Raw genomic sequence first — 15,863 nt, forward strand, 5'->3', positions numbered from 1 at the left:
TCAGGCGTTGATCGCGCCGCCGCCAGGGGTGGTTCGCACCCTTGGCGGCGGCTCGGTTTTCCACTTTCCTTCGATCCGCTCGATCACGATCTCGATGCCGACAATGGCGTTCAGCATCCCCTCGATGTAATCGTTCGGTGCGTCGCTCACCGCCCATGGTTCAGCTTGCATTTGTTCCATGCGGTCGGTCAGGCGCGTCACCTGTGCCAGCAGCCAGGCCGGCTCGTCGATCGTGCGCAGCCGCCCGTGCACATGCACCACGTTGTAGGTCCAGGTAGGCACCACGCGGCCACCCGTTTCTTCTTTTTCCACGCGATCCGGCGTGGCATACCCCGATGGTCCGCGAAACACGACCAGCACCTGCTGCCCGTCGCGTCGCCAGACGGGATTGCGGCGCGCGACGTGCGTGCGCAAGACACCTTCACTGGCATACACATCAAACGGCAGGTGATCAGCGTCCGGCAGTCCGTCGCTGTGCGTCACCAGCATGCCCAATGGGTGGGCGGCAATCAGGTCGTGCAGATGGATACTGGCAGGCTGGGCAAAACGGGCAGGGCAATACATGCAATGTGTCTCCAGAGTAGACCCGTATCCTCGGATACAAATTGGCTTTCCAAAATAGCCAATTACAGTAAAGATGGGCATACCAATACGATTCTGCCCATCATGCATGCCCACGACCTGATTGCCGCTACGCCGCTTGAACGTAGCGGTGAGATCCCCCTGTTTCGCCAGCTGTACGCACGGCTCAGAGACGCCATCCTGCAGGGCACACTGGCCCCCGGCGCACGCCTGCCGGCAACACGCACGCTGTGCGCCGTGCTGGGCGTATCGCGCCAGACCGTGCTGGCTGCCTACGATCAGCTCACTGCCGAGGGTTATCTGCGTGGCGGCGTGGGTCAGGGCACGTTTGTCGACGAAGCCTTGCCGCTGGCGCGCAGGCCGCCCCGGGCCGATGGCTTGCTACGGGCATTGCCGGCACGCGGCGTGGCCATGGCCACCGCCATGGGCCGGGCGCCGTTGCGCGATGGTCCGCCGCGCGCTTTTCGCCCCAGCATGCCGGGCCTGGACCTGTTTCCGTGCGACCTGTGGCGCAAGCTCGAAGCGCGCCAGCTGCGGCGCGCGCATCGTGCCGATCCCTACCTCGGCTATGGCATGGCCAACGGCTACGCACCGCTGCGCGAACTGCTGTGCTCATATCTGCGCACCTCGCGCGGCGTCGTGTGCGAACCGGCGCAGATCGTGATCACGTCCGGTTCGCAGCAGGCCCTGTACCTGCTGTCGCAACTGCTGCTGGCGCCCGGTGACGGTGTCTGGCTCGAGTCGCCCGGCTACCAGGGCGCCAGCGCGCCGATGCAGGTGGCCGGGGCGCGCCTGTGCACCGTGCCGGTGACCGACGAAGGGATGGATGTGGCGTACGGCGCGCTGCATTATCCCGACGCGCGCATGGTGTTCGCCACCCCGTCGCACCAGCTGCCGCTGGGCGTGACGATGAGCCTCGCGCGCCGGCTCGAACTGTTGCGCTGGGCCACGGCCAACCGCGCCTGGGTGATCGAAGACGATTACGACAGCGAGTACCGCTACACCGGCCCGCCGCTGGCGTCGCTGCAAAGTCTCGACCGCGCCGGCTGCGTCATTTATGTGGGGACGTTCTCGAAGGTGCTGTTTCCGGCGCTGCGACTTGGCTACGTGGTCGCGCCGCCGGCACTGGCCGAACCGCTGGCGCGCGCGAAAGCGCTGATCGACCGCCAGAGCGCGATCCTGCCGCAGGCGGTGCTGGCCGACTTCATCGGCGAAGGCCACTTCATGCGCCACATCCGGCGCACGCGCGACGCGTATGCCGAACGACGCACGGCGTTGATGACGGCGCTGGACGACCGGCTTGGCGAACGCTTGCGCTGTGGCCCGGCCGATGCGGGGCTGGACCTGTGCACGTACTTCCGGCCCGATGAGCGTGGCCGCATTCCTGTGGAAGCCAGGGTGGCGCAGGCGGCCTTTGACGCCGGCATCGAACTGCGCCCGCTCGGGTATTTTGCGAACCCCGCCGCTACGCCGGACTGCGCGGTGGCGCCGGGGCTGCTGCTGGGCTTTTCGGCGGTGCCGCCAGCGGATATCCGGCGCGGCGTGGCAGCGCTGGCGCAGGTGATCGAGGCGCACTGGCCGGCCGGCGCGCGCCGCCGCAAGGTATGATGCCCCCAACGCCACCAAGACCTACACCATGACCGATTCCGAACGTCTTTCTCCCGACAGCGTGAGCGCCTTGCAGGCCCGGTTCCAGGACCATTCGAGCAAGGCCCAGACCCATTACGCGGTCATGCACGAAGTACGCCAGGTGCTCGGCAGCATTGACGCCGCCGATGTCTGGATGACCACGCCCCAGGCTGCGCTTGGCGACAGCACGCCTGCGCAACTGGTCGCCGCCGGCCGCGTCGATGACGTGCTGGCCTGCCTGCGCCAGATGCCGCCGCGCGGCGCCAAACGATGACCATCACCCGCTGCTCGTGGGCCAATATGGCCAACCCGCGCTACATCGCTTACCACGACAACGAGTGGGGCGTGCCGTGTCACGATGAAACTACGCTGTTCGAGATGCTCAATCTCGAAGGTGCGCAGGCCGGCCTGTCGTGGGAAACCATCCTGAACAAGCGCGACACGTACCGCGCCGCTTTCGATGGCTGGGATGCGCACAAGATTGCGGCCTATGGCGACGACAAGAAGGCCGAGCTGCTGGCCAATCCCGGCATCGTGCGCAACCGCCTGAAGGTGGCAGCAGCGATCACCAATGCGCGCGCCTACCTGGCCATGCGCGAACAGGGTCTGACGCTCGACGCCTACCTGTGGGGCTTTGTCGACGGCGCGCCGATCGTCAACGACTGGCCGGACGGCGCCCGCCCGGCGCGCACCGACCTGTCCGACCGCCTGTCGAAAGACCTGGGCAAGCGCGGTTTCAAGTTCGTCGGCTCGACCATCGTGTATGCCTACATGCAGGGCATCGGGATGGTCGACGACCATGACCGCGACTGCATCTGTCGCACGCGGCGCTGACATGCCGATGCAGGACCACTGGCGCGGCCGCGCGCGCTACACCGTCTTCGACAGCGACCATGGCGATGGCGCGCGCGTTGCCGCGCTGGTCGCGGCCTGGCACGCCGACCCGCAGCGTCCGCAGCACCTGCACATCGTGGCGCTGGCGCCCGATCTGCAACCGGGCTTTCACCGCATCCCGCAGGCGCAGGCCGGCATTACGCTGGACCTGCTGGCCGCGCCGCTCGAGAGCGCGCTGGCCGAACTCAATGCGCACCTGGATTGCATTTGGCTGCACGACCCCGTCGGCAGCGCCTTTGCCCGACCACTGGCGCGCCTGACCACACTTGGCGCGCGCTTGTCTGCATCCGGTCTGGATGACGCGCAGAGAACCGCCCTGGCAGCGCAAGGCTTCGTGTTCGACAACGACGACAACGCCGTCTTCGCCAGCCGCAAACCACGCCTGCCCGTCACGCCGGAGCCCGTCCGCCACGCGTTGGTATTGGGGGCGGGCCTGGCCGGCTGCGCGCTGGCGGCGCGCCTGTGCGTGCGCGGCTGGCAAGTCACGCTGATCGAGCGTCATTCAGAGGTGGCGCTGGAAGCGTCAGGCAACCTGGCCGGCATCTTCATGCCGCTGCTGTCGCGTGACGACAACGTCCCGACGCGCCTGACACGCGCCGCCTACCTGTACGCGCTGCGCCTGTGGGAGCAGCTGGGTGGTGTCGGCCAGGCCTTCGACGGCGCCGCCTGCGGCGTGCTGCAACTGGCGCGCGACGCCGGTCATGCGGCGGTCTCGCGCGCCATCGCGAGCGACGGCGCCGTGCCGCCGGACTTCGCGCGCTGGCTCGAATCCCCGGAGGCCGAAGCATTGATTGGCTTGCCGGCACCGGACGGCGGCTGGCTGTTCCCGCAAGGCGGCTGGGCGCGTCCGGGCAGTGTCTGCGAGGCGCTGCTGGCCTCGTGCGGCGCACGCCTGACGCGCTGCTTCGGCGCCGGTGACGTAACGCTGGAGCGAACGGAAGACAACTGGCTGGCGCGCGCGCCCGATGGCGCCGTGCTGGCCACGGCCCCGACGGCCGTCCTGGCCAGCGGGGCCGGCGCGCGCCGAATGGCGCTCACTGCGGATCTGCCGCTGCAGGCCCTGCGTGGCCAGGTCACGCACCTGTCGCCGGGCGCGGCGCCGCAGTTGCCGCTGGTGCTGTGCCGCGAAGCCTACCTGACGCCATCCGCGCAGGGCGTGCTGTGCGCTGGGGCGACCTATGACCTCGATGCCGATCCCGCGCTGCGCGCCAGCAGCCAGCTGGAAAACGTGACGCGCCTGCGCGCGCTGGTGTCCGATCCGCATGCAGCGGCCGCTGCGCCACTGGCGGGGCGCGTGGGCTTTCGCTGCGTGGCGCCGGACCGCCTGCCGCTCGTGGGCCGCCTGCCCGATTTCGGCGCTGCCGGCAGCACCGAGCGCCTGCGTGACGTGCCGCGCCATCCGGGGCTGTATGGCCTTCTGGGCTATGCCTCGCGTGGCCTGATCTGGGCGCCGCTGGCAGCCGAACTGCTGGCGGCCCAGCTGGAAGGCGAACCGTTGCCACTGGAAATGACGCTGGTCGATGCGCTCGATCCGGCCCGCTTCGTGCTCCGCGCGCGCCGTGGCGCCCGGCAGCCGGCCAGCAGCGCGGGAGACCTGTAGCTGTTGCGTTGCCGCAAATGTGCGCTCATACCGGGCAATCGCGTCCAGACTGTGCTGGTCGAGCCGGTATAATTTACCGGTAGCAATTATCAACCGCCGAAGGAGGCTTGTTCGCGATGGAAGATGCACCACATTCGCCCGAGCTGTTCCTGTTTCTCGCGGTGACTGCGCATGACATGAAAAACTCGATCAGCGTGTTGTCCAGCACGCTTGAGCGGCTGCTTGACGGCGCCACGCCCGAGACTGAGAAAGCGTATGGCCAGATGGGGCAGATGCTGTACCAGACGCGCCGCCTGAACGACAATCTGATGCAACTGCTTGCGCTGTACAAGCAGGTTGGCAAGCCCGGTTACCCGTTCGATGTGCAGCCGCTCGAAGTCGGGCAGGTCGTCGAGCAGGTCGTGGCGCTGTCGCGCGTGCTGCTCGAATCGCGCGGCATCCGGCTCGAACTCGATGTCGATCCCGACCTGATCGCCCACGTCGACGAAGACCTGATCGTCGGCGTCGTCTCGCACGCGGTCAACAACGCGCTGCACTATACGCGCGACCGCATCCTGCTGGCCGCGCGCGAGGTCGATGGGCAGTTAGCGATCCGCGTCGAAGACAATGGCGCCGGTTTTCCGCCGGCCCTGCTGGCAGCCGGTACGCCCGAAAGCGGCGACATCGGTGTCAATTTCGCGACCAACAGCGCGGGTCTGGGCCTGTATTTTTCGAGCGAGGTGGCGCGCATGCACCAGCATCGCGGGCGTCATGGCGCGGTGCGGCTCGAAAATGGCGGCCAGCTGGGCGGCGGCTGCTTCATCCTGACACTGCCATGACCATGCCCGCCGCTGCCATCGCCTCCCTCGTGTCCATGTCCACGCCTGCGGCGCCCACGCCTGCCTTGCCCAAGGTGCTTGAACAGATCGACTGGGCCAGCAAGCATTACCTGATCGTCGACGACTTTGCCGGTATCCGCCAGCTGCTGCGCGAAAGCCTGCGCAGCCTCGGCGCGCGCACGATCGACCAGGCCTCGAGCGGCGGCGAGGCCATGAGCCTCCTGCTCAAGACGCGTTACGACGTCGTGCTGTGCGATTACAACCTGGGCGAGGGCAAGAACGGCCAGCAGGTCCTGGAAGAAGCACGCATCCGCCAGTTGCTGCTGCCATCGAGCGTGTTCGTGATGGTCTCGGCCGAAAAGAGCGTCGAATCGGTGATGGGCGCGGCCGAGCATCAGCCCGACGCCTACCTGGTCAAGCCGATCACCGAAGGCGTGCTGCTCTCGCGCCTGAACCGCGTGTGGCGGCGCAAGCAGATTTTTCGGCTGATCGACCAGGCATTCATGGAAAAGGATTACCTGCGCGCCGCGACGCTGTGCGACGAGCAGATCGCCGCCAATCGCACCCACGTGATCGAGCTGCTGCGCATGAAGGCGCGCATGCTCGAGCGCAGCGGCCAGCCGGCGCTGGCGCGCGCCGTGTACGAGCAGGTGCTGGGCCAGCGCGAATACCACTGGGCTCGTGCGGGCCTGGGCAAGATCCGCCTGGCCGACGGCGACTTCGAGCAGGCGCGCCAGATGTTCCAGACCGTGATCGCCGAGAATCGCCACTACATCGATGCCTACGACCAGCTGGCGCAGGCCTACCAGGGCCTGGGCCGGCACGACGAAGCGGCCGCGATCCTGGAGCGCGCGGCCAAGCTCTCGCCCAATTCGGTGCCGCGCCAGCGCAACCTGGGCCAGGCCGCGCTCAAGCTGGGTAATGTGGCGCTGGCCGAAAAGGCGTTTCGCAAGTGCCTGGTGATTGGCGAGTACTCGATCCGCAAGACGCCCGATGCCTATCTTGGCCTGGCGCGCGTGTGCGGCCTGAAAAACAATACCAAGGATGCGCTGCAACTGCTGCAACTGGCCCAGCGCGACTTCGGCGGCGAATACGACGACATGGCGCTGCGCGCCAAGATCACCGAAGGCCTGATCCACCACGAGAGTGGCGACTACCGCAACGCGCGCCGCGCCGGCGATGAGCTCGAGACGATGCTGGGCGCGGACCCCAAGCGCCCCGGCACGGCGATCTGCATCGAAATGGCGATCCTGCTGTTTGCGGTGGGCGTGAAGGACACGCCGGGCGAGGTGCTGGCCCACGTGGTGCGCAACAACCACGACAACAATCTGCTGCAGGACGAGGTCCAGGCCATTTTCGACAAGGCGCGCCTGAGCGAAGAGGGCGCGGCGATCATCCGCGCTGCGCGCAAGGAAGCGGTGGACCTGATGAACCAGGGCGTCGTGCTGTGGAAGAGCGGGAAGCTCCCCGACGCCGTCAAGTGGATGCGCATGGCGCGCGAGCGGGTGCCGGACAATGTGCGGGTGCTGTTCAACGCCGTGCAGATTTCGATCTCGCACATGCAGCAGGAAGGCTATGACGAAGAACTCGACGTCGAGGCGCGCATGGTGCTCGAACACGTCGACAAGCTGCAGCCGGGGCAGCAGCGCTTTGCGCAGCTGATGGAGCAGTTGCGCGGTTTGCAGCCGAAAGCCGATCCGGCAGCGCCGCCTGCGCCGGTGGATGCTGCCGACCAGAAGGAAGAAGCGGTCGAGACGCCGGCCGAATCGACGCCGGCACCGAAGCCCACGCACAGCAACCGCTTCGCTTAACGCACCGGCCCGTGCTGGCGCAGTAATTGCGCGCACAGCTTGTCAAGATCGCAGCCGCCATCGGCCTGCGCCGCCGCCCGGGCCGCATCGGCCAGCGCGCCCGCCAGCACATGCTCGCCCAGCGCGCGGTAGCTCTCGAAACGCGCTTCATCGAACCAGCCGTCGGCCAGGCTCTCGTGCGGGTAGTCGGGATACTGCTTGCGGTAATTGAGCAGGTCGGCGTTTTCGGTGCCGACAATGGCCGGTTTGAGATACAGGATGACGCCATCGCCGGTAGGGCGGTCGGCCTGGCTGTAGCGGATGCTGCCGGCGGCGCAGCTGGCGCGGCACATGCCGGTTTCCGGCGCGACCGCAAGGCGCGCCACATCCAGGTCGATCCGCACGTGCAGGTCGGTGGCGCAGCGCCGGATCGCGTTGCCCAGGTCTTCGAAGGCGTGATCGCGGTCGCTGCCAACGTCTACTGCGATCACCAGGCGGCAGCGGCGCCGCACCAGTTCGTAGATGCCCAGGTTGTCGAAGTGGCCGCCATCGCTCAGGTGCACGTAGCCGGCATCGGCATCGAGCTGGCCGAACAGCTCGGCCAACAGACTGAACAGGCCAATGGGCGGCGATGAACTGGTCCAGGTCGGGCGCGCCGGGTTCGGGCACCAGCGCCCCAGGCGCACATTGAACATCGTCATCAGGAAATTCAGCGGTGCCGACGAATGCGCGCCCATGTGCGGACTGGCCGCGGCGCCCGACAGCGCCACCGCCATCCCGAGCCGCACGCCGGCGTCATCGTCCAGGCCGACGCCCGCCTGCGCGGCGTAGGCAGCGGTGGGGCGGTAGCAGCCGGCGCCGCCAGGCCCCGCTTGTTCGTAGCCGCACCAGCGCGGCGTGAATGCAAATGAAGCGGTACGCCGTGTCTGCCATGCCAGTTCTTCGCCATCCACCAGGTTCAGCGCCGTGTTGACGATCGGGTACGGGCGCGCGTTCCTGAGCTCGGCGAGCAGCATGTCGTCACCCGGATCGAAGCCGGTGAACGGGTGCGGTCGGCGCGCGCGGTTGGCGGCGCCGAACCAGGCCCGCACGACGCGGTTCCGGTACAGCATGTACAGCGAAAACTTGTTGATGTCGACACGCCAGCCGAGCACCAGCGCGGCCCCGAGAAAGCCGGCAAACGCCACCAGCAGCGTACTGCCCCGGGTCGCCAGCGTGGCGTTCGCGTGCGCCTGGAACACGCACGCGAACGTGGCGCCCGGACAATGCAGGTGCGGGCGCGCCACCGTCAGCTGCACCAGGCTGCCGAGCAGCGCAAAGATCCCGACCGTGAACACATACGGCGCCAGGCGCGCCACCAGTTCGAGTTTCGGGTCGCGCGCCACGCGGGCGCCGGTCGCGCCACCGCTGCCGGCCCTCAGGCCGAAGGCCGTCGTGGCCAGCCAGCCGAGCAGCGTGGCCAGGTTCGACCACGGCGCATAGGTGAGCCAGGCCCAGTGCAGCAGTGGCGCGAAGAAGAAACACACGCCATACGCGGCCAGCCAGCCGAGCGCAAAAATCGCAGTCCATGCGCCCTGGCGGCTCCACCATTCGCGGCTCGCATCGCTGTACTGGCGGCCGATCAGGCCGATCATCAGGTTCATCGTGACGGCAAACAGCGCCATCATCGATGGCATGCCGAAGGTGGCCAGCGCGATCGCGTTGTTGAATAGCGGATGCGCCCCCGGCGCCGGCAGCAACGCCAGCGCGCACAGCAGCAGCACCGTGCCCAGCGTGAGCGCGCCCATCGCGCAGGCAAAGTGCGACAGGCCTTCGCCGAGCTCCGCGCGCGTCAGGTCGCGCAGCGGCGGGTCGGCACGCAGGCGTGTGTACATCACCAGCCAGAGCGCGCACAGCAGCAGCAGCGCCACGGCGCCGCACAGCCACCACGACAGCGGCGCGCCGCTGTCCGGCAGCCACACCACCATCGCCGGTGCGAAGGTGCGCGCGGCGTCGAGCATGACCAGCAGCACCGCCAGGGCGCCGGCACTGCAGACAGTATAGCCGGCGCGCCGGTACGGGCTGGACCGGTCGTGCGCCAGGTACCAGCCGCAGGCCCAGACAATGAAGTAGACCACCCCGGGCGCGAGCAGCCAGTAAGGCCGGTGGGCCAGTTGCGGCGGCAGCAGCGTTGCGGGCGCGGCGCCGCCGTGGCGCCACAGCGCAAGGCTGCCGAGAAAGCCCGCCAGCAGCAGCGGCAGGTTGATGCACCACAGGACCGCCCCCTGCGACAGCGGAAAGCGGCGCCGGCCGCGCGAGCTTTCGGGCTTGCTGGAGACCGACAGCGCGATGCAGAACACGGCGCACAGGAACAGCAGCACACCAGCGATCCAGGCTGCGTCGCCCAGGTGCGCCCACGGCCCGCCCGGCGCCACGACCCGGTGCACGCCCCAGACGGCAAAGCGCGGCAGCAGCAGCAGTGCGCACAGCCAGGCGACCAGCATGGTCAGGTTCAGGCCCGTGTTGCGCACATAGATGCCGAGCAGTGTCCAGGTGTCGGCGCTGAACATGCCGCCCTGTGGCGACAGGTAATTGCTGTACTGGCGCAGGAAGCGCAGCTCGGGCGCTTCGCCTGCGCCTGCAACTGCGCCAGCCGGCGGCGCCAGCAAGGCTTCGACCTGCTGGATGTCGTTGCCATGCGCGTGCAGGCAGCGCGCCAGCCAGCCGCCGACAAAACCGCCGCCCGACACGGTGGACAGGTAATCGATCCGGCCCAGCAAGCGGTAGCGCGCCAGCGCCTGCAGGGCGCCCAGGCCGAACGTGGCGCTGCGCACGCCGCCGCCGGACAGGGCCAGGCCGGTGAGCATGCCGTCGTGGGCGCGTGCGGACAAGCGTGCGCGGTCGGGCGGTACGCCGGCGTCGAGGGGTTCGCTGCTGGCGGGCCGCAGCAGATCGAGTTCATCGCGCAGCACTTCGCCAAACAGCAGGCCGGCGCCAAGGTCCAGGCAGCGCAGCGTGTCGGCATCGATGGTGCTTGCCGGCGCCAGGCCGTGACGGCGGCGCAGCAGCGCGAACGCGTCGTGCAGTTGGCTGATGGTGCTGGCGTGCGGTGGGGGATGGCAGCCGGCAGCGGCGAGCTTGCGGCGCAGGTCGTCGACCTGCGATGGTGTCAGGTGGGACAGGTCACTGGGCAGCATGGCGCGCTCCGGCTGGACGACAGGCGCGGCTGCGAAAGGCGGGCCGCTCGATCAGTTCAGCACGGTTTATGCGCGTGCGCCACCAGCCCCGTCAATGGGGCGCTGCTGGCGTCAGGGCTTGTCGGTCTTGCCGCGGTTGGTGCGCCGGGCACGCGCTGCCGGCTCGGCCGATGGCGCATCGGGCGGGGTGGCTGCAGGGTCGGCTGCATCGGCGGCGTCGGCGCCCTCGGCCGGGATAGCGCTGGCCACGGCGTGGCGGAACTGGTCTTGCAATAAATTCCACCAGGCCATGGCGGCCGGCATGGCGGCGCCTGCGAGGTCCGGTGCAGCCTGCGCCGGATCGGGCGGCGGGGGCGGCGGGGGTGCCGATGGGGCTGGCGGCGTGTGCGCCGCAGCAGCAGCCGGCGTCGCCGCCTGCGCCATCTGTGCGAAGAATTGCGCGAACGGGGCAACCGACGATTCGCCGACTTTCGTCTGGCCCATGGCCTGGGCCATGCTGTCGCCCATCGCCTTGAGCGTGGCCAGCGTGCCGCGCTGGATTTCCAGTGCCTGGATCGTACCGTGCAGCATGTTCTGGTTGAGCGTGAGCCAGGCCTCGACCGCCTTCAGGTCGGCAATCTTCTTGTCGAGGTCTTCCACCGACATGCCCGCGCCGGGCAGCGGCGGGATACCGGGCATGCCCGCCATGCCCGGCACCGTGCCGGGAATCTGCATGCCGCCCCACAGGTTCTTGACGAAGTCGAGGGTATCGTTCATTCCGGGCATCGGCGGCTTGAGCATGGGTGGATCTCCTTGGTTGGTGCGGCTAGCGTAGCAGATAACGCGGGGCCAGACCACGCCCCGCGCGCCACGGCAGCTTACTGCGCTGTCGCGCCGGACTGCTTGACGATCTTGCCCCACTTGACCGTTTCGCTGCCGATGAAGGCGGCGAACTGCGCCGGTGTCTCGCCGGCTGGTTCGGCGCCTTGCTCCAGCAGCTTTTTCTTGACGTCCGGATCGGCCAGCGCCTTGAGGATCACCGCGTTCAGTCTGGCCACGACCGGGGCCGGCGTCTTGGCCGGCGCCAGCAGGCCGAACCACGACGTGGCTTCGTAGCCAGGCACGCCGGCTTCGGCAATCGTCGGCACGTCGGGCAGCGCCGGCGAGCGCTGCGCCGTGGTGACGGCCAGGGGCCGCAGCTTGCCGGCTTTGACGTGGCCGATGGCCGACGGCATATTGTCGAACATGATCGCGATATGGTTGCCAAGCAGGTCATTGACGGCCGGCGCGCTGCCCTTGTAGGCGACGTGCTGGATGTCGACCCCGGCCATCTGCTTGAACAGTTCGCCGGACAGGTGAATCGACGTGCCGCTGCCCGACGAGCCAAACGTGACCTTGCCGGGGTTGGCCTTGGCATACGCCATCAGCTCCTTGACGGTCTTGAACGGCTGCGCCGGATTGGCCACCAGCAGGTTCGGCACCAGCGCCACGCGCGTGAGCGGCGCGAAGTCCTTGATCGGGTCGAATCCCAGTTTCGGATACAGGCTCTGGTTGATGGCGTGGGTGCCGACCGTGCCCATGAGGATGGTGTAGCCGTCGGGCGCGGCGCGCGCCACGAGCTGGGTGCCGATATTGCCGCCCGCGCCGGCGCGGTTGTCGATGATGACCGGCTGGCCGAGATCCTTGCTCATGAATTGCCCCAGCACGCGTGCCAGGATGTCGGTCGTGCCGCCGGCCGAGAACGGGACAACGATCGTGATGGCCTTGGTGGGGAAGGCCTGTGCCTGCGCCGCCAGCGGTGTCAGGGCCAGCAGGCCGAGGGCCGACGCGGCGGCAAGGGTGAGGGTACGGCGGGTCGACAAAAAGGTGCGTGACATGGTGGGTCTCCAATGAGGACAACGGATGCGGCGAAATGGACCGGGCAAGCGTGCGGATGGCAGCCAGGCCTTGTTGCAGATCGAATCAGACCGGGGCCACGCCCAGCGTGGTACCGCCACAGACGTACAGTACCTGGCCGGTGACGAAACCATTGTCGGGCGACAGGAAAAAGGCGGCGGCGCGCGCCACGTCGTTTGGCGTTCCGAGGCGGCCCACCACGATGCTGTCGATGATGCGCCGGGTTTGTGGCGCACCGTCGGGATTGCTATTGTGGAAGAGTTCGGTCGCGATCGGCCCCGGCGCCACGGCATTGACAGTGATGCCGTCGCCGCCCAGTTCGAGCGCCAGCGTGCGTGTCAGGCCGATCAGGCCGGCCTTGGTGGCGGCGTAGACGATGCGCTCGGCCTTGCCCAGCGCCGCGCGCGAGGCGATGTTGACGATGCGGCCGTGTCCCGATGCGCGCAGCGTGGGCAGGAACGCCTGGATCAGCAGGATGGCCGCTTTCAGATGCAGGTCGACGACATGATCGAGATCGTCCATCGTGGCCGTGTCGATGGTGCCGGGACGAGTGGCGCCCGCGTTGTTGACCAGCGCCGTCACGTCATAGGCGGCGGCGATCTGCTGCGCGATCATGCGGGTCTCGTTCTGGCGCGTGAGGTCGGCCTGGAACGACACGAGCTGGTCGTGCCGCCAGTCGGGCTGGCGGTAATCGAGATTGATGACCGTGCGGCCTTGCGCGATCAGCGTTTCGCAGATGGCCCGGCCGATGCCGGCGCTGCCGCCGGTGACCAGTGTCACGTCTTGTCGATGCATGGTGTCTCCTTGTATTTTTATAGGAAAGCGCTGGCGTCGGGCGCCGGCTGCTTGACGAACCAGGGTAGGGCGGTCTTCTCCTTTGTATTCAGACGCGTTCGATGATCAGCGCGATGCCTTGCCCCACGCCGATGCACATGGTGCACAGCGCGAAGCGCCCGCCACTGCGTTCGAGCTGGAACAGGGCAGTGGTGGCCAGGCGCGCGCCGCTCATGCCCAGCGGATGGCCCAGCGCGATCGCGCCGCCCTGCGGGTTCACGCGTGGATCGTCGTCGGCCAGCCCCAGTTCGCGCAGCACGGCCAGGCCTTGCGCGGCAAACGCTTCGTTCAGTTCAATCAGGTCCATCTGCGCCAGCGTCAGGCCCGTCTGGCGTAGCAGCTTGTGCACGGCCGGCACCGGGCCGATGCCCATGATGCTGGGTGCCACGCCGGCCGTGGCCATGCCCACGATGCGTGCGCGCGGCGTGAGTCCGTGGCGCGCTGCCGCTGCGCCGCTGGCCACGAGCAGCGCGCAGGCGCCGTCATTGATGCCCGACGCGTTGCCCGCCGTGACCGTGCCGTCGGCGGCGACCACGGGCGCAAGCCGGGCCAGCGCCTCGAGCGTCGTCGCGCGCGGGTGTTCGTCGTGCGAAAACACGAGCGCCTCGCCTTTCTTTTGCGGGATCGTCACGGCCACGATTTCAGCGTCGAACAGGCCCGCAGCGCGGGCGGCAGCGGTCTTGGTCTGGCTGGCCAGCGCAAAGCGGTCCTGGTCGGCGCGACTGATGCCGAAGTCGCGCGCGACGTTGTCGGCCGTCTCGGGCATCGCCGCTACGCCATACTGCGCCTGCAGCGCCGGATTGATGAAGCGCCAGCCCATGGTCGTGTCCTGCAACCCGGCCTGGCGCGAAAAGGCGCTGTCGGCCTTGCCCATGACAAACGGCGCGCGCGTCATCGATTCGACGCCGCCGGCGATGATCAAGGCCGCTTCGCCGGTCCTGATCGCGCGCGCCGCAATGCCGAGCGCATCCAGCCCCGAGCCGCACAGGCGGTTGACGGTGGTCGCGCTGACCTGCTCCGGCAGGCCGGCGAGCAGCGTGGCCATGCGCGCCACGTTACGGTTGTCTTCACCGGCCTGGTTGGCGCAGCCGAGAATCACGTCATCGACCTGCGACCAATCCACGTCCGGGTGGCGCGCCATCAGGGTGCGCAAAGGGATGGCGGCCAGGTCGTCGGCGCGCACGTCTTTCAGGGCGCCGCCATAGCGGCCGATCGGCGTACGCACTGCATCGCATAGATAAGCCTCCTGCATCGCGGCTCCTGTCATGGTTGGGCGGGGTGGGGTTGCGTCGCATCCGTCAACGCCATGCCGGTCAGGCGTTCGAGTTCGGCGAACGACAGGCCATCGACGATGTCACGCACCGCCAGGCCATCGGGCGTCACATCGAGCACGGCCAGGTCGGTGTAGATGCGGCTCACGCACGCCAGGCTGGTGAGCGGATAGGTGCAACGCTCGACAATCTTGCTGGCGCCGTCACGCGTCTGGTGTTCCATCATGACGAACACACGCTTGGCGCCAATGGCCAGGTCCATCGCGCCGCCCACGGCCGGAATCGCGTCCGGTGCGCCCGTATGCCAGTTGGCCAGGTCGCCCCGTACGGACACCTGGAACGCGCCGAGCACGCAGATGTCCAGGTGCCCGCCGCGCATCATCGCGAACGAATCGGCGTGGTGGAAGTAGCTGCCGCCGGCCAGCAGCGTCACCGGCTGCTTGCCGGCATTGATCAGGTCTTCGTCTTCGTCGCCGGGGGCGGGCGGCGGGCCCATGCCGAGCAGGCCGTTTTCGCTGTGCAGAAAAACCTCGCGGTCCGGGGGCAGGTGCGCGCCAACCATCGTCGGCAGGCCGATCCCCAGGTTCACGTAAGCGCCTTCGGGAATGTCGCGCGCGACGCGCGCGGCGATCTGGTCACGGGTCAAGCGTTGCATGCGGGTTCTCCCAGTACGACACGCTGAACAAAAATGCCTGGCGTGACGATGGCTTCCGGATCGAGTTCGCCCAGTTCGACCACGCGGGTGACCTGGGCGATCGTGCAGCGCGCGGCCATCGCCATGATCGGGCCGAAGTTGCGCGCTGTCTTGCGGTACACGAGGTTGCCCCAGCGGTCGCCGTGCAAGGCCTTGATCAGCGCGAAGTCGGCATGGATCGGTGACTCGAATACATAGTGGCGCCCGTCGATGAGGCGCGTTTCCTTGCCGGCCGCCAGATCGGTGCCGTAGCCGGTGGGCGAAAAAAAGCCACCGATGCCGGCGCCGGCGGCGCGGATGCGCTCGGCCAGGTTGCCTTGGGGTGTCAGTTCGAGTTCGATCTCGCCCGCCCGGTACAGCGCGTCGAACACGTGCGAATCGGCCTGGCGCGGGAACGAGCAGATGATCTTGCGCACGCGGCGCGCCTTGAGCAGCGCCGCCAGGCCGGTGTCGCCGTTGCCGGCGTTGTTATTGACGATGACGAGGTCGCGCGCCCCCTGGGCGATCAGTGCGTCGATCAGGGCGGCAGGCATGCCGGCGGTGCCGAAGCCCCCGATCAGGATGGTCGCGCCATCCGGGATATCGGCCACCGCCGCCTCCAGCGAAGGTGAAATCTTGTCGATCATGGTGCAGGTCCTCTCCAGCGCAAGGCGCTCGTTGACACTGTTCGATAATCGCACTAATGTCTGATCACAGAACA

At 68.1% G+C, this 15,863-nt stretch carries 14 protein-coding genes; 6 read left to right on the forward strand and 8 right to left on the reverse strand.

The window, feature by feature from the left end; translation table 11 throughout:
• Positions 1-564 carry an FMN-binding negative transcriptional regulator gene (locus AC56LY_RS22525; protein WP_499583323.1) on the reverse strand — a complete coding sequence of 188 codons (564 nt, stop codon included), beginning with the start codon at positions 562-564 and terminating at the stop codon, positions 1-3.
• Positions 565-666: 102 nt separating this feature from the next.
• Here AC56LY_RS22525 and pdxR point away from each other — a divergent pair, with 102 nt between their 5' ends.
• The 6 genes from pdxR to AC56LY_RS22555 all read left to right on the forward strand — a co-directional run bounded on the left by pdxR (position 667) and on the right by AC56LY_RS22555 (position 7,334).
• Positions 667-2,190, forward strand: coding sequence for a MocR-like pyridoxine biosynthesis transcription factor PdxR (gene pdxR, locus AC56LY_RS22530; RefSeq protein ID WP_499583324.1), 1,524 nt, complete (start codon positions 667-669; stop codon positions 2,188-2,190).
• A 28-nt stretch (positions 2,191-2,218) separates the two neighbouring features.
• Positions 2,219-2,485: an antitoxin Xre/MbcA/ParS toxin-binding domain-containing protein gene (locus AC56LY_RS22535; RefSeq protein WP_499583325.1), complete on the forward strand. Its 267-nt coding sequence runs from the start codon at positions 2,219-2,221 to the stop codon at positions 2,483-2,485.
• Positions 2,482-3,045, forward strand: a complete 564-nt coding sequence (locus AC56LY_RS22540) for a DNA-3-methyladenine glycosylase I (RefSeq protein ID WP_499583326.1) — start codon at positions 2,482-2,484, stop codon at positions 3,043-3,045. Before AC56LY_RS22535 ends, AC56LY_RS22540 begins: the two co-directional genes overlap by 4 nt.
• On the forward strand, positions 3,011-4,705 hold the full coding sequence (gene mnmC1, locus AC56LY_RS22545) for an FAD-dependent 5-carboxymethylaminomethyl-2-thiouridine(34) oxidoreductase MnmC1 (protein WP_499583327.1): 1,695 nt from the start codon (positions 3,011-3,013) through the stop codon (positions 4,703-4,705). The genes AC56LY_RS22540 and mnmC1 overlap by 35 nt, the downstream gene beginning before the upstream one ends.
• Before the next feature lie 116 nt (positions 4,706-4,821).
• Positions 4,822-5,523, forward strand: coding sequence for a sensor histidine kinase (locus AC56LY_RS22550; RefSeq protein ID WP_499583328.1), 702 nt, complete (start codon positions 4,822-4,824; stop codon positions 5,521-5,523).
• Positions 5,524-5,558: 35 nt separating this feature from the next.
• A complete protein-coding gene (locus AC56LY_RS22555) occupies positions 5,559-7,334 on the forward strand; it encodes a tetratricopeptide repeat protein (RefSeq protein WP_499583472.1) in 1,776 nt (591 codons plus the stop codon).
• Here the strand turns inward: AC56LY_RS22555 and AC56LY_RS22560 are convergent.
• From AC56LY_RS22560 to AC56LY_RS22590, 7 genes are all read right to left on the reverse strand, one after another.
• Positions 7,331-10,489: a patatin-like phospholipase family protein gene (locus AC56LY_RS22560; RefSeq protein ID WP_499583329.1), complete on the reverse strand. Its 3,159-nt coding sequence runs from the start codon at positions 10,487-10,489 to the stop codon at positions 7,331-7,333. The two genes, AC56LY_RS22555 and AC56LY_RS22560, sit on opposite strands and share 4 nt — an antisense overlap.
• A 111-nt stretch (positions 10,490-10,600) precedes the next feature.
• Positions 10,601-11,269: a PhaM family polyhydroxyalkanoate granule multifunctional regulatory protein gene (locus AC56LY_RS22565; protein WP_499583330.1), complete on the reverse strand. Its 669-nt coding sequence runs from the start codon at positions 11,267-11,269 to the stop codon at positions 10,601-10,603.
• 77 nt (positions 11,270-11,346) lie between these two features.
• Positions 11,347-12,345 (reverse strand): Bug family tripartite tricarboxylate transporter substrate binding protein, encoded by a 999-nt coding sequence (locus AC56LY_RS22570; protein ID WP_499583331.1) that lies wholly within the window; start codon positions 12,343-12,345, stop codon positions 11,347-11,349.
• An 85-nt stretch (positions 12,346-12,430) separates the two neighbouring features.
• Positions 12,431-13,159 (reverse strand): SDR family NAD(P)-dependent oxidoreductase, encoded by a 729-nt coding sequence (locus tag AC56LY_RS22575; protein ID WP_499583332.1) that lies wholly within the window; start codon positions 13,157-13,159, stop codon positions 12,431-12,433.
• Between the two features lie 88 nt (positions 13,160-13,247).
• On the reverse strand, positions 13,248-14,450 hold the full coding sequence (gene pcaF / locus AC56LY_RS22580; RefSeq protein WP_499583333.1) for a 3-oxoadipyl-CoA thiolase: 1,203 nt from the start codon (positions 14,448-14,450) through the stop codon (positions 13,248-13,250).
• An 11-nt stretch (positions 14,451-14,461) separates the two neighbouring features.
• Complete coding sequence (locus AC56LY_RS22585; protein ID WP_499583334.1) at positions 14,462-15,124, reverse strand: 3-oxoacid CoA-transferase subunit B; 663 nt, start codon at positions 15,122-15,124, stop codon at positions 14,462-14,464.
• Complete coding sequence (locus AC56LY_RS22590; RefSeq protein WP_499583335.1) at positions 15,112-15,789, reverse strand: 3-oxoacid CoA-transferase subunit A; 678 nt, start codon at positions 15,787-15,789, stop codon at positions 15,112-15,114. Before AC56LY_RS22590 ends, AC56LY_RS22585 begins: the two co-directional genes overlap by 13 nt.
• Between the last annotated feature and the right edge of the window lie 74 nt (positions 15,790-15,863).

The sequence above is a fragment of the Telluria sp. ZT3P25 genome (assembly GCF_059685895.1).

Excerpts from the sequence above, each read along its gene's own strand:
- AC56LY_RS22525 (WP_499583323.1), bottom strand. The coding sequence starts at position 564 with ATGTATTGCCCTGCCCGTTTTGCCCAGCCTGCCAGTATCCATCTGCAC.
- pdxR (WP_499583324.1), top strand. The coding sequence starts at position 667 with ATGCATGCCCACGACCTGATTGCCGCTACGCCGCTTGAACGTAGCGGT.
- AC56LY_RS22535 (WP_499583325.1), top strand. The coding sequence starts at position 2,219 with ATGACCGATTCCGAACGTCTTTCTCCCGACAGCGTGAGCGCCTTGCAG.
- AC56LY_RS22540 (WP_499583326.1), top strand. The coding sequence starts at position 2,482 with ATGACCATCACCCGCTGCTCGTGGGCCAATATGGCCAACCCGCGCTAC.
- mnmC1 (WP_499583327.1), top strand. The coding sequence starts at position 3,011 with ATGACCGCGACTGCATCTGTCGCACGCGGCGCTGACATGCCGATGCAG.
- AC56LY_RS22550 (WP_499583328.1), top strand. The coding sequence starts at position 4,822 with ATGGAAGATGCACCACATTCGCCCGAGCTGTTCCTGTTTCTCGCGGTG.
- AC56LY_RS22555 (WP_499583472.1), top strand. The coding sequence starts at position 5,559 with ATGTCCACGCCTGCGGCGCCCACGCCTGCCTTGCCCAAGGTGCTTGAA.
- AC56LY_RS22560 (WP_499583329.1), bottom strand. The coding sequence starts at position 10,489 with ATGCTGCCCAGTGACCTGTCCCACCTGACACCATCGCAGGTCGACGAC.
- AC56LY_RS22565 (WP_499583330.1), bottom strand. The coding sequence starts at position 11,269 with ATGCTCAAGCCGCCGATGCCCGGAATGAACGATACCCTCGACTTCGTC.
- AC56LY_RS22570 (WP_499583331.1), bottom strand. The coding sequence starts at position 12,345 with ATGTCACGCACCTTTTTGTCGACCCGCCGTACCCTCACCCTTGCCGCC.
- AC56LY_RS22575 (WP_499583332.1), bottom strand. The coding sequence starts at position 13,159 with ATGCATCGACAAGACGTGACACTGGTCACCGGCGGCAGCGCCGGCATC.
- pcaF (WP_499583333.1), bottom strand. The coding sequence starts at position 14,450 with ATGCAGGAGGCTTATCTATGCGATGCAGTGCGTACGCCGATCGGCCGC.
- AC56LY_RS22585 (WP_499583334.1), bottom strand. The coding sequence starts at position 15,124 with ATGCAACGCTTGACCCGTGACCAGATCGCCGCGCGCGTCGCGCGCGAC.
- AC56LY_RS22590 (WP_499583335.1), bottom strand. The coding sequence starts at position 15,789 with ATGATCGACAAGATTTCACCTTCGCTGGAGGCGGCGGTGGCCGATATC.